This window comes from Oryzomonas sagensis (genome assembly GCF_008802355.1).
Classification (GTDB): domain Bacteria; phylum Desulfobacterota; class Desulfuromonadia; order Geobacterales; family Pseudopelobacteraceae; genus Oryzomonas; species Oryzomonas sagensis.
Genome location: NZ_VZRA01000005.1, coordinates 13195 through 26143 on the forward strand (window position 1 = coordinate 13195; position 12949 = coordinate 26143).

A 12949-nucleotide genomic window follows, 5' to 3' on the forward strand; every position below is an offset into this window, starting at 1 on the left:
ATAACCGCGCACGGCGTGGGCGGGCACGAAACAAATTTCAACCAGGAGAGGTTATCCGAAATGCAGGTTCACGTAGAAGAAATAAGCCCGGTCAAGAAGAGAGTCAATATCGAGGTTCCGGCCGAGCAGGTCGATGCCGAGATCGAGAAGGTCTATGCGGGCATCCAGAAAAAGGCCAAACTCCAGGGTTTCCGTCCCGGCAAGGCCCCCATGCAGCTCATCAAACGCACCTACAGCGACACCATGCGCGACGAGGTCATGCGCCGTATCTACGAGCAGACCATCTTCAAGGCCTTGGGTGAGCACAAGATCGAGCCGGTGGATTCCCCGACCGTTGAAAGCGACATCCTCCAGCAGGGTGCACCGTTCAAGTTCAGCGCCCTGGTAGAGGTCCTGCCGGAAATACTTCTCACGGGGTATACGGGGCTGGCGGTCAAAAAGGAAACCTACGTTCCCAACCAGGAGAGCATCGAAGCCGAACTCAAGCGGATGCAGGAGAATATGGCCCAGCTCGTGCCCATGGGCGATGATGCCGTCGTTGAGAACGGCGATGTCGTTACCGCCGACTACACCTTTACCGTGGAAGGGTTTCCCAATGAAACCAGCACTGCCGAGGATGCCCAGATCGAAGTTGGCGCAAACCAGCTCATCCCCGGCTTCGAGGAAGGTTTGGTCGGCATGAAAAGCGGCGAGACGAAGGAGATTCACGTCACCCTGCCCGAAGGCTACCGCCTTCCCGAGGCGGTCGGCAAAGCGGGGGTCTTCACGGTCACCCTGAAGGAAGGCAAACACAAGGAGTTGCCCGAGCTTGACGACGAATTTGCCCGGCAGTTCGGGGAGTACGAAACCATGGAACAGCTGCGGGCCAAGATGGTCGAGTTCCGTGAAAAACACGAGACCGACCGTATCCAGGGCGAGCTGAAGGATCGCATCGTCCAGGCGTTGATCGACAAGAACCCGCTTGAGGTTCCCGATTCCCTGGTCAGACGTCAACTCGACGCCATGCTGGAAAACCTCAAAAATCGCTTGCAGAGCCAGCACATGTCCATCGAGATGATGGGCCTGGACGACAACGGCTTTCGCGAGCGTTTCCGCGATGCCGCTGCCGACAAGGTCCGGGGCGGGATGCTCCTCATGGCCCTGGTGACGAAGGAGAATATCGCTGTTGCCGACGAGGACCTGGCGAAACGCTACGAACTGATCGCCGCCGGCAATCCGGATATGCTCGACCGCGTCAAGGAATATTACGAATCGAACCATAATGCCAAAAACTCCCTCCTCGCCGAGATCAAGGAAGACAAGGCCATCGAGTTTCTGCTGAGCAGTGCTGTCATTACCGAAGTTGACGCCTCCGAGTTGAAGCAAGCCGAGGCGTAAGGAGAACCAATGTACATCCCGATAGTGGTTGAACAAAGCGGCCGCGGCGAGCGCTCGTACGATATCTATTCACGCCTCCTCAAGGAGAGGATCATCTTCTTGGGGGGAAGCATCGACGACCAGGTGGCCAATCTGGTGATCGCCCAGCTGCTCTTTCTGGAGGCCGAAGATCCGGACAAGGACATCCACCTCTATATCAACTCTCCCGGCGGCGTGGTAACGGCCGGCATGGCGATCTTCGACACCATGCGCTACATCAAGGCCCCGGTCTCCACCATCTGCGTCGGTCAGGCCGCGTCCATGGGCGCAGTCCTTCTGGCGGCAGGGGAAAAAGGAAAGCGTTACAGCCTGGTCCACTCACGGATCATGATCCATCAGCCGTTGGGCGGATTCCAGGGGCAGGCCACCGACATCAACATCCACGCCAAAGAGATCCTGCGTATGAAGGACGAGTTGAACGGCCTCCTCGCGGAGATGACCGGCCAACCGCTTGAAAAAGTGGAAGCCGATACCGAGCGTGATTTTTTCATGTCCGCCGAAGAAGCCAGGGAGTACGGCCTGATTGACTCGACGTTCATTAGGAAGCCTGATACGGGAGGTGCAGCATGAGCCGACGCGACACCAATCAGGAAAATCTTACCTGCTCTTTCTGCGGCAAAAGCCAGGAAGAGGTGAAAAAGCTGATTGCAGGGCCGGCGGTGTATATCTGCGACGAATGCATCGAACTCTGCAACGACATCATTGCCGAAGAGATGAAGATGGAAGAGACCTTGGGGCCGGATATGAAAAAGCTCCCCAAGCCTCGAGAAATCAAGGAAATTCTCGACGAGTACGTTATCGGCCAGGACAAGGCGAAGAAAGTGCTCTCGGTCGCGGTGTACAACCACTACAAGCGCATCGAGTCGGGAAGCAAGCCGGGCGATGTGGAAATGCAGAAGAGCAACATACTCCTCCTGGGGCCCACCGGCTCGGGCAAGACGCTTTTGGCTCAAACCCTGGCCCGTATCCTGAAAGTGCCCTTTGCCATGGCCGATGCCACCAACCTGACCGAGGCCGGTTATGTGGGCGAGGACGTGGAGAACATCATCCTGAGCCTGCTCCAGGCGGCCGATTACGACGTGGAACGCGCCCAAAAGGGGATCGTCTATATCGATGAAATCGACAAGATCGCCCGCAAGACCGATTCCCCCTCCATCACCCGCGACGTGTCGGGCGAAGGGGTTCAGCAGGCCCTGCTCAAGATCATCGAGGGAACGGTCGCCAGCATCCCGCCCAAGGGGGGCCGCAAGCATCCCCAGCAGGAATTCATGAAGGTCGATACCACCAATATCCTCTTCATCTGCGGCGGTGCCTTTGCCGGCCTGGAGAGCGTCATCCAGCAGCGCATCGGCATGAAGAGCTTAGGCTTCGGCGCCGACGTCAAAAAGCGCGAAGAGAAAAAACTCGGGGAACTGCTCAACAACGTGACCCCCGAGGACCTGCTCAAATTCGGCTACATTCCCGAATTCATCGGCAGGCTCCCCGTCCTGGCGCCGCTCACCGAACTGGATGAGGATGCCATGGTGCAGATTCTGAAGGAACCCAAGAACGCCCTGGTAAAGCAATACCAGAAACTCTTCGACCTGGAGAGCGTTCGCCTGCGTTTCACCGACGGTTCCCTGGTTGCCATCGCCAAAGAGGCGCTCAAGAGAAACACCGGCGCCCGGGGTTTGCGTTCCATCCTGGAAAACTCCATGCTGGAGATCATGTATGAGATCCCCTCGCAGCAGAACGTCAAAGAGGTGGTTATCAGCGAGGATGTCATCTATCGCAAGGAAAAACCGATCGTCGTTTATGAACAACAGGTGAATGACGCCGCCTAGCCCCTCGGGCCCGGCCAGTTATTTTAAGTAATTACGATATGTTGCATGTAGTTTGATAGGTGAAAGCGTTATTTTATCGTGCTTTGCGGCATACAAGATGCCCCAATAGCCCTTAAAATGGAGCTTTGCGCGAAAATTTCCTTGACAGTCTTCGCGGGAATCTGATAAACACTGACTCGCTTTGTATTCCCATAACAAAATAGGAGGTGTAACGTGACAAAATCTGAATTGATTAGCGCAGTAGCTGAGAAGGCTGGGCTTAAAAAGGTTGAAGCTGAAAAAGCCGTTGCTGCTTTCATCACCACCGTAACTGGCGCCCTCAAAAAAGGCGACAAGCTGAGCTTGGTCGGTTTTGGCACATTCTCCACCGCAAAAAGGGCGGCCCGCAAAGGTCAGAACCCCCAGACCGGCAAGAAGATCAATATTCCGGCTGCTGTCGTACCCAAGTTCAAACCGGGCAAGACCCTCAAGGAAACCGTCAACAGCAAGAAGTAATTTCGTACTGCAGAGTACGTCGAAGTTTGCGGGGTTGTAGCTCAGCTGGTTAGAGTGCCAGCCTGTCACGCTGGAAGTCGCGGGTTCGAGCCCCGTCAACCCCGCCATAAAAATTAGGGCGAATAGCTCAGCTGGGAGAGCGCCAGCCTTACAAGCTGGATGTCACAGGTTCGATCCCTGTTTCGCCCACCAATTAGAACAAGGACTTAGGCATAATCGCTTTGGTCCTTTTTCTTTTCATGCCCCCTTCCTGTCCCCTCAGGTAATCTTCACTCGTGGTAGTTCCACCAGCAATCCACTCCCCAGTTGGCCGCCATCGTCCAGAAGAAGTTTTCTGCAGCCGCACAGGTATCATGCTCGGTCCCAAGCTTGCCGGCTTATGTTTATAGCCGGCAGTTTCCCCCCTGTCCCTGTCGTCATGCCTGTTTCAATACTCCCTTCGACGACCCCCATTTTTCGATGCACTATATAGTTCATTTTTTCTGATACATTCTATAAATATTATTCATTTTTTATTATATTCTGATTTGACTATAGTAGCAGCAACCAACCAGATAAAAGGAGTTTGCCGTGAAAAGCAACAATGGCTTAAAAGCAGTGTTCTGGATACTGGTGCTGGGGTGCTGCTGGCCCGGGATCAGCGCCCCCATGGCGCTGGTGGCCGGGATCGCGTTTGGCATCCTGGTCGGAAATCCCTGGGGCTCAGTCACATCAACCTGGAGCAGACGGCTCCTGCAAGCCTCGGTGATTGGCTTGGGATTCGGCATGAACCTGCCCGAGCTGCTTAAAACCGGCAAGGATGCCTTTCTCTACACCGCCATCAGTATCGGCTTTACCATGGCAGCCGGGTATCTGCTGGGCAAGCTTTTCAGGACGCCTCAACGCACATCGACCCTGATCTCTTTTGGAACCGCCATCTGCGGCGGGAGCGCCATAGCCGCCATGGCGCCGGTAATCAAGGCAGAAGCCGAAGAGACCGGTGTTGCCCTGGCCACGGTATTTACTCTCAACTCCATCGCCCTGGTTCTCTTTCCTCCAGTGGGGCACCTTTTGGGGATGGGACAGCGGCAATTCGGGCTCTGGTCCGCCTTGGCCATCCACGACACGAGCAGCGTGGTGGGGGCAGCAGCAGCTTATGGCGGGCTGGCCTTGGCCATCGGCACGACGGTGAAGCTGACCAGGGCATTGTGGATCATGCCTTCCGCCCTGCTTGCCGCCTGGTTCACCAAGTCGGGAGGAAAGGTGCAATTCCCTCTTTTCATCATCGGCTTTATTGCTGCCGCTACCATCACAACAGCGCTGCCGCAACTTGACCACGTTTGGCACCCGCTGAACAACATCGCAAAACAGAGCCTGGTAGTGACCCTGTTCCTGATCGGCAGTGGCCTGACAAGAGAAGTGCTGGGGGGGACCGGCATCAGGCCGCTGGCCCAGGGGGTAGCGCTCTGGATACTCGTTTCGGTGACAAGCGGTACCGCCATAATGTGCGGTTGGCTTGACTGAAGGCAGCCTGGAAAGGTGTAGCCGGAGACTTCAAGAGCATTGCCGTCCCGGCTCGAACCACCAGTGAAACGGGTCGCAACAAAATTCGGGGCGAACTCTATTTTTATTGACAACGAAAAGGCAATTTGCTAAAAATAGCGTTCTTGATTTGACCCACCGCCCACCTCCATCGGCTATTCATATTGGGGTTGTAGCTCAGCTGGTTAGAGTGCCAGCCTGTCACGCTGGAAGTCGCGGGTTCGAGCCCCGTCAACCCCGCCATTCAAAAAAAGAGTACCCGCATCCGGGTACTCTTTTTTCCATAAAGAGCCCGTATCCCATGCACGAAGAGCCCTCCTATTCGTCGTCCGTTGTCAAAAACGCTCCCCTCCCCTTTCACATGCCGGACTGGATTGCCTTGGCCCCCTTTGAAACGCACCTCGGGATGAACATCGATGAAGCCGGCAACGGCAGAGCGGTGCTTTCCATGCCGTTCCGCGTGGCCCATTGCCAAGGTGCGGGGCTCATGCACGGCGGAGCAATAACCTCACTGGCCGATACGGCCCTCGCCATTGCCATCAAGACCCTCCTTCCCGAGGGGACCATCTTTGCAACCATCGACATGTCCATGACCTTCAAACATCCGATCCGCTGGGGCACGATACGGGGGATTGCCGAGGTGATCGACAGGACCGAACGGGACATTACCGGCACGGTGGCCATCGTGGACGAGGAGGGGGTTACGGCCGCCACCTGTAGAGCCCATTTCCGTGTCAAACGGCATCAGACCACCTCTGTTTCCCAAGGCTGATACGCGGCATCATCCCCACTAAAACCAAAAATAGCTTTGAGTTCCGAACACAAACGCCACCCACGCTCCATGTTTGCTGTTGGTGTGGATTTCCCTGGATGGGTCGAGTGGGAACACGGGGCGTGGCAGGACGCTGCCGTGGATGTGCGACAGGAGGGCAGGAGTGCATGGGTGACTGTCCCGCACTTTTGACAAGGTGAACTGTGCAGGTTTAACACCCATGCATTTTGGGGAGTACGACGGACAAACCAGCAACGCATTCCGTTGCTGGTTTTCGCCGATGATGCTGTGCTTTTCTCTGGGTATCCCTGCGTCTTGTGCCTCCGGGGCACATGCTTTTTCTCAGGTTCTTGTCATCCTGCGTGCCAATGCCGTACCGTTATTTGAAGCTGACCCTGAGCCCCTTTTCCGTAGGCTTGACCTCATACTTCGGAAACGGAGAACTGCCGGCGTCGAGGACAATACGCACATGGTTGGGATAACGTCCGACCCTGATCTGGTCGAGGCCGAATCGGCGGACCGGAATACTCTTTACGCTCAATGAGGCGGTCGCTCCGGGCACGTCGATGGCCAGGCGATTCGGTTGGGCCAGCTTTAGCTGCTCAAAAGACTCCAGGCTGCCGTTGGCTTCAACGTCAATAGAGGTCGTTCCCACCTTTATTGCCGTAATCACCGTCTGTCTGCGGGGCGCAGCCAAAACAGGCACCACCGGTTCGAGCTTGGCGGAAGCGCCGGGGGCGGTGACGGGTGCGACGGCAAGGAGGGCGGGCTTGTCCGGTTCTTTAACCGCTGGCTGGTCCTTCACGGGGGCCGCAGGAGGTTCATCGAGCCCAAGCGGGTCCGCTTCCTTCTCCAGCGCCGCCGGAACCGCAGAAGCAGCCCCGGCAGACGGCGATGGCGCAGCAGGAGCGGATTCGACGGCAAGGTTGGCCGGCTTTACGGCATTCCTGTCAGCCGGCTTGCCGCCGCTGAAAACGACACTCAACTTCTTCCGATCTGCCGTAGCCGTGACGGCAATATCGGCCTCGGCCACGAGGTTGAAAATCAGCCGGCTGACCACCATCCCGGCAATCTGCGCTTTATCAACGCTGATACTGGAAACGGCCCCCTTGTTGACGACGATCAGAGGTTCCACCTTTTCCGGGTCGGCATCGGCGATGTCCACCACCGCCCGGGCCTGTCCCGGTATCTTGTAATAGGTGTAGGTCAGAGGGATGTCGGCCAGGATTTCCACCATCAGATCACTTCCCGCAACCACCGGTTTGACGTCCAGAAGTTCCGCCGCAACAGCAGAAACCGCAGACACGGCGATGACCAACATGGACAGAACAATGACGACCCGACGTTTCATGCTACCCCTCCTCCAAAAGTAGTAGTAACACCTTCCCACTGCGCCACAGATATGATAATGTGATTGTATATCATACTTTTTCGGAACTTTCCCAGACCTTATCACGCTATGGCACATTCATACATACCCGACACCCCCGAGCCGGAAACGGCTTGCGCCCCCCACAAGCCGTGGATGGGGTATGCATTGGCAACTTCGCTCATGCTGCACCTGCTGGCCGTTGTCTTCATCTTTGCCGCCGGGGGTGCAGTCCGAAGCATTCCGGCCGTAAGCGGCATACTGGTCGAAAACGTCACGTTTGCTCCGACAATCAGTCCGGCCAAACAGGCGGAGCCCGTGCCAGCCCCTGCGCCATCCGAGCCCCCCCGGCAACCGGATGCCTCACAAGACGTCCCTCCCCTTCAGGCTTCCTCTGCTGCGCAGACAGCGGCCCCGGAAAAGGCTTCCGAGGGAATGAAGGAGTTGATGGCCACCCCTCTCGGGCTTGGTATGACCTATGGATATATCAGCAGTTTGGCGGAAGGCCGCTCGCTTCGCGAGGATATCCGGGGATATTATTTCGAAGTGGTGGAGAAGATTAATCGCGAATGGTGGAAACGGGCCGATGGCCTGAAAGAGCCGATCCGCCGGGATGGGATCATCGAACTGTACGTACAGCCCGACGGCTCCATCATCTCCCAAAGGATCTATCAGGGAACCGGATCGCGGGAGGCCGATCAGGTACTCCAGGATGTCATCAAGGCGGTGGCTCCCCTACCGCCCCTGCCGGCCAGCTTTGATCAGAAGGTGTTCCTGGCGCCCCTTAAAATAAAGGCGCCCTCCACTCTTTTCAGCATTAAATAAGTAAGCGCGGTTATTTCAGCTCAAAGCCCTGCAACTCCTCATCGGAAAACTCAAGAGAGCCGCCGGCATTCTTGAGACGGGCATGGACGTCCCGAAAATCGGCATTCACCGCGTCAATTTCCGCCATCAGCCCGGCGGCCCCCTCATCGTCCCCCTGCGCCTCCAAAACCAATGCCAGTTCGTACTTCACGGCGCAGACATCCTCAAGGTTCAACTCAGGCGTCATCAGGGCATTCAGAATCCCCTGGGCAGCGGCCAATTCCCCCCGTTCGCGCAGACAGGTGGCTTGCAGCAGGCCGCATGCAATCTTGCGGGCGGGGTCGCCGGCAGCTTGACGAAACTCGTTGAGAGCCTCGTCATACAGTCCCATTTCTTTAAAGGCAACCCCCAGATCATAATGGGACTGGGCATCTGAACCGTCCAGGCTGCTGCCGAACCTGACGCTGCGCGGCGTGGGGGAGGTCATCGCCCCATCGTCGAATGGCTCGGCCCACCCATCGGGGGCACCGGTTTCCTCCTTTTCGGTTGCGGTGTCCTCAAACGGGAAATCGTCGATGTCCACCTCTATTTCTATTTCGCTCTCGTCGGGCAGCGTTTCACCACCACCGGCACCACTTGAATCGTCGACGGCAGATTCAGCAACGAGCTCGTTCTCATCCGGCATGGAGACGCCGGCATCCCCCCCCTCAATACCGCTTTCCCAATCCCCTTCTGCGGGGACGTCAACCGGCGCCGGGGGAGCAACGGCATGTGATGAGAGCTTTTGCAACGTCTCGATCTTGGACGCCAGGTGGGCCGCTTCGTCAAGCATGCCGACGGCCTCGCAGGCCCTTCGGAGCCCTTCGAGGATGCGGGGGTTTATGGGATCGAGTTCGGCAAGTTTCCGATAAAGAGCCACCAGTTCGTCAAGCGCACCGGACGAGGCGACCTCCTGCTCATACCGGTCAAGCAGACCGAGGGCTCCTTTGATGTCTTTTTGCTCGGCATGACACGCTATCAAACCGGTTTTGGCCGAAACCTCGTCGGGGAAATAGTGCAAAAAATGCTGATAAACCGGCATGAGTCTGTGGGGCTGGTCGAGGCGGCGGTACGCCCGGACGATCAATTCCCATACCCTCTTATCCCTGGGATTGTTTTTCAGCAACGTTTGAAGCCCGCCAAGCGCTTTTGCGGCGTTCCCCTCTTCCAGTTGGTTGGCCAGCACCTCGACGATGAATTCCGTCTTCCCGGGGAAAAGCTGCTGAATACGCGTATTCAGATTGGCAAAAGGCCCGCTATCGCCCCGTTCGTGCAGGAGCAGGGCAAGCTGCTTGAAGAGGGCATAGGATTCCTCCGTTTTACCGGCACGGAAATATGCCTCGGCCAGCTTGAGTTTGATGTTGGCATTCTGCTGATCGACATGCTGCATCTTTTCGAGAACCTTGAGCGATTCCGCCGAGTTGGATTCCCGTTCGTAATAATCGTACGCCAGTTTGTATTCGGCCAGGGCATTGCCGACCAAGCCGTGTTTTTCGTTCAGGCCGGCCAGGGTCAATGTCGTGGTGATGTCGCTGGGGAAAAGTTTCTGCACCTGCTTGTGGACAGCGATCGCTTTCAGGTAAAAACCGTTCGAGGCGTAATGCTTGCCGATGGTTTCATATTCGGTACGCGCGGCATCGGGCTGGCCGACCTTGACCAAGAGTTCGGCCAGTTTCTGACGCAGATTGATGGCGGAGGGTTCAAGGGACAAGACCTGCACATAGGCCTTGACGGCTTTATCCAACTGGCCGCGCTGGGTGTATTTTTGAGCATCTCCTATCAGTTTGTCCTTTGGTGAACTCACCGCTGAGAATTCCTTTCGGCCCCTGCTACCGGCAGGGGGCGGAAATCTTTCATAAACATACGCAAATAGTTAATCAAACGCCCATGACATGTCAAGCATATTAAAGCCACGACGCCCGGCGTTTTGCCGCATCATCCCGCTCAATTACATTTTGACATGGCCAGAGAAATACAGTAGGCTGAAACACTTTAAATGAGTGGACGTTAGGGGCGGTCAGCCGTCGTATTCATCTGCATATTCTGGAATATTCCGGAGACAAACAATGCGTTTCTTACCCAAAGCGAACCCACTGTATGAAAAGATACCCGCCCGCAAGGTCGTGCCTTCCGAGGTGCTGAACAAGCTGGCCAAGGGCGGCTTTTCCGGTTATCTCAGGTATACTGATACGGATTTCGAGGCGGATTGCATCTTTATCAAGGGGGCACTGATCTGTGTCAGCTCCAGTGATGGGGAGAAGGAGCGAACCGGCTTCGAAGCGTTTACACTGCTGTTTGACAAAATTCTCTCTTCCGGCGGCGAGATCAACATCTATCGTATGACGGCCGATTTGGCCGTATGCGCCCACGCGCTGCTTCTGGGCGGCAAACTGTTGCACGGCAGTGAGGTGCGCCAAATAGACATGAAAGAAACACTGGCCCAGCTCAGGAGCCAGGGGCTCAACGGCGTGGTCCGTTTCTACACGGCAGAACGCTCCGCCATGATCTTCTACAAGGACGGCCAGCCGATCGGTTATTACCACGACGAGGCAAGAACCGTCGAGGCGTCTCCCGAAGAATCGCGCACTGTTGCGGCGCTTCCGGGGGCGCTGGTGGATGTCTGCTCCACCAAACCGATGGAGGAGTTGCTGCGGTACAATCTGCTGAAGATGGTCAACCTCGATAAGCTGTGGGAAGCAGCCAAGGCCCGCCAGACGATCCTCCCAAAAGAGACACATTTTGAGCAGCAGGGGGCGGGCGCGAAGGCCGGGCTGGATGACGGGCGGCTCCAGGCGCTGGTGGAGGATCTCAAGGAAATCGCCGCGGCGTACCTCTCCAAGGAGGGGCGCGTCGCCGTCGAAAGGGGCCTGCAAAAGGCCGGTGGCAACCGAATCCTCTCCGACGACGAAAAAAGCGAGGCCTTCATCACCCTGTTTGAAGGCGAAGCCAGACGCATTGACAGCAATACCCGCATTGACGAGATGATCGATCTGATGAGATCGGAAATAGCAGGGCGCCTGGCAGTATAACCGGTGGACCGCGTGCTGACGGGAGCAGATGGTGCACTTCCAGCAACTACTCAAAGAGTATCTCCAACTCCACGGTTATTGGGTCCTGTTCGTCGGCACCTTTCTCGAGGGGGAGGCGATCCTGATCATGGCGGGATTTTTGGCGTTCCAGGGGTATCTGAATGTGGCCGGCGTCATTCTCACCTCATGGGCCGGCTCTTTCCTCGGTGATCAGTGTTACTTCTACCTCGGCCGGTTCAGAGGCAAGAGTCTGCTGCGACGGTTTCACCCGGTTGCCCGTAAATTTCGCGAAGCGCTCCGCCTGATCGAACAGTACGGATCGTTCGTGGCCTTCATCTCACGTTACACCTACGGATTTCGCATCGTGCTCCCCATCATCCTCGGCATCACGAGCCTGACGCCCCGGACATTCCTCTGGATCAACCTGTTGAGCGCCCTCTCCTGGGCGGCCGTCTTCTCGCTGGCCGGCTACCTGTTCGGCAAAAGCGCCGCGCTGGTGCTGGACGATGTGGGCAAATACGAGCAGTACCTGATGCTGGCGCTGGTGGGATTCATCATTATGACCTGGTGCTTTCACGCCTACCACGGCTTCAAACTGAAAGGGCCGGTCCGGCAGCGACTTGCCAGGATGCGCGCTCTGCAGAAAGCAAGGAAAACGACCTTATGAAATCCATTTTGGACAGTATTTCCATCGTGCTGGTGGAACCGCAGTCGCCCGGCAACGTCGGCATGGCCTGCCGCGCCATGAAAAACATGGGGCTTTCCCGGCTGCGGCTGGTCAAGGGGTGCGACCGGTTCCACCCCGAATCCCTCAAATTCGCCGTTGCGGCCAAAGACCTGCTGGAACAGGCGGTGGTATTCCCCGACCTTGCCTCCGCCCTGGCCGACTGCACCCTGACCGTCGGCACCACCCGCCGTCACGGCAAGTATCGCCAGGAGATCCTCTCGCCGACGGAGGTGGCCGCCAACCTCAAGGAGCAGGCCGGCCCGGATTGCCGGGCGGCAATCGTCTTTGGCCGGGAAGACAGCGGGCTGACCACCGAAGAGTTGTCGCTCTGCCGTTGGCATGCCACCATCCCTTCAGCCGATGATTACGGTTCCCTCAACCTGGCTCAGGCGGTCCTGGTGTTCTGCTACGAACTGGGCAAGGCCGGTTCGCCTCCCGGTGGGGGCCGCACGGCACCGCTGGCGACGTCGGAGGAGATGGAGTCTTTTTTTGGCCAACTGAGTTCCTGCCTGCTGAAGATCGGCTTTCTCAACGAGCAAAACCCGGAGCATATCATGCGCTCCATGAGGAGGATATTTTTCCGGGCCGAACTCGACAGCCGCGAGGTTTCCATTCTGCGGGGCGCCGTCTCCCAGATCGACTGGGCCAGCAGTGATTTCGACGGCAGGAAACGGCCGTGAACCTGGACCCGACGCTCCTCGGACTGGTTGCCGGCACCATGACCAGTATAGCGGCCGTCCCCCAGGTTATAAAAACCCTGCGCACCCGTCATGCCCGGGACATCTCCGTCTGGCAACCGCTCTTGCTCTCCATCGGCGTTGCCCTCTGGATCGTTTACGGTATGCTTATCCATAATCTGCCGCTGATCGTGGCCAATATTGTTCCGTTGGCGTGCAACGCCCTGCTCATCGGCCTGAAGCTCCACTATGGCAACGACGCCGCTTGACGGGGCCC

At 57.1% G+C, this 12949-nt stretch carries 13 protein-coding genes and 3 tRNA genes; 14 read left to right on the plus strand and 2 right to left on the minus strand.

Annotated features, from left to right (window positions below; genetic code table 11):
• The first annotated feature begins 60 nt into the window (after positions 1-60).
• The 9 genes from tig (at position 61) to F6V30_RS15010 (ending at position 6027) form a co-directional block, all read left to right on the plus strand.
• The gene (gene tig, locus F6V30_RS14970; RefSeq protein WP_151157761.1) at positions 61-1377 is read left to right on the plus strand and encodes a trigger factor; all 1317 of its coding nucleotides are present in this window, start codon (positions 61-63) and stop codon (positions 1375-1377) included.
• 9 nt (positions 1378-1386) lie between these two features.
• Positions 1387-1986, plus strand: a complete 600-nt coding sequence (gene clpP / locus F6V30_RS14975; protein ID WP_151157763.1) for an ATP-dependent Clp endopeptidase proteolytic subunit ClpP — start codon at positions 1387-1389, stop codon at positions 1984-1986.
• Entirely contained in the window at positions 1983-3239 is a 1257-nt protein-coding gene (clpX, locus tag F6V30_RS14980; protein WP_149309801.1) for an ATP-dependent Clp protease ATP-binding subunit ClpX, read from the plus strand. Before clpP ends, clpX begins: the two co-directional genes overlap by 4 nt.
• Positions 3240-3452: 213 nt before the next feature.
• Positions 3453-3734 (plus strand): HU family DNA-binding protein, encoded by a 282-nt coding sequence (locus tag F6V30_RS14985; protein ID WP_151157765.1) that lies wholly within the window; start codon positions 3453-3455, stop codon positions 3732-3734.
• A 30-nt stretch (positions 3735-3764) separates the two neighbouring features.
• Positions 3765-3841: transfer RNA gene (locus F6V30_RS14990), tRNA-Asp, on the plus strand.
• A gap of 9 nt (positions 3842-3850) precedes the next feature.
• Positions 3851-3926 (plus strand) — tRNA-Val (locus F6V30_RS14995).
• A gap of 378 nt (positions 3927-4304) precedes the next feature.
• On the plus strand, positions 4305-5237 hold the full coding sequence (locus tag F6V30_RS15000; RefSeq protein ID WP_151157766.1) for a YeiH family protein: 933 nt from the start codon (positions 4305-4307) through the stop codon (positions 5235-5237).
• Between the two features lie 184 nt (positions 5238-5421).
• A tRNA-Asp gene (locus F6V30_RS15005) sits at positions 5422-5498 on the plus strand.
• Between the two features lie 58 nt (positions 5499-5556).
• Positions 5557-6027, plus strand: a complete 471-nt coding sequence (locus tag F6V30_RS15010) for a PaaI family thioesterase (RefSeq protein WP_151157768.1) — start codon at positions 5557-5559, stop codon at positions 6025-6027.
• 379 nt (positions 6028-6406) lie between these two features.
• Here F6V30_RS15010 and F6V30_RS15015 read toward each other — a convergent pair whose 3' ends face one another.
• Positions 6407-7378, minus strand: a complete 972-nt coding sequence (locus tag F6V30_RS15015; protein ID WP_191965727.1) for an AMIN domain-containing protein — start codon at positions 7376-7378, stop codon at positions 6407-6409.
• A 108-nt stretch (positions 7379-7486) separates the two neighbouring features.
• Between F6V30_RS15015 and F6V30_RS15020 the strand changes: the two genes are divergently transcribed.
• Positions 7487-8221: a TonB C-terminal domain-containing protein gene (locus F6V30_RS15020; protein ID WP_151157770.1), complete on the plus strand. Its 735-nt coding sequence runs from the start codon at positions 7487-7489 to the stop codon at positions 8219-8221.
• A gap of 10 nt (positions 8222-8231) precedes the next feature.
• On the opposite strand, the gene F6V30_RS15025 is transcribed toward F6V30_RS15020, so the two are convergent.
• The gene (locus tag F6V30_RS15025) at positions 8232-10043 is read right to left on the minus strand and encodes a tetratricopeptide repeat protein (protein ID WP_151157772.1); all 1812 of its coding nucleotides are present in this window, start codon (positions 10041-10043) and stop codon (positions 8232-8234) included.
• 262 nt (positions 10044-10305) lie between these two features.
• Between F6V30_RS15025 and F6V30_RS15030 the strand changes: the two genes are divergently transcribed.
• Genes F6V30_RS15030 through F6V30_RS15045 form a run of 4 tightly spaced genes read left to right on the plus strand, consistent with a single transcriptional unit; the run spans position 10306 to position 12941 of the window.
• On the plus strand, positions 10306-11268 hold the full coding sequence (locus tag F6V30_RS15030; RefSeq protein WP_151157773.1) for a GTPase-activating protein: 963 nt from the start codon (positions 10306-10308) through the stop codon (positions 11266-11268).
• A gap of 28 nt (positions 11269-11296) precedes the next feature.
• Positions 11297-11935: a DedA family protein gene (locus F6V30_RS15035; protein WP_151157774.1), complete on the plus strand. Its 639-nt coding sequence runs from the start codon at positions 11297-11299 to the stop codon at positions 11933-11935.
• The gene (locus F6V30_RS15040; RefSeq protein WP_151157776.1) at positions 11932-12675 is read left to right on the plus strand and encodes an RNA methyltransferase; all 744 of its coding nucleotides are present in this window, start codon (positions 11932-11934) and stop codon (positions 12673-12675) included. Before F6V30_RS15035 ends, F6V30_RS15040 begins: the two co-directional genes overlap by 4 nt.
• Entirely contained in the window at positions 12672-12941 is a 270-nt protein-coding gene (locus F6V30_RS15045; protein WP_338042778.1) for a SemiSWEET family sugar transporter, read from the plus strand. Before F6V30_RS15040 ends, F6V30_RS15045 begins: the two co-directional genes overlap by 4 nt.
• The last annotated feature ends 8 nt before the right edge of the window (positions 12942-12949 follow it).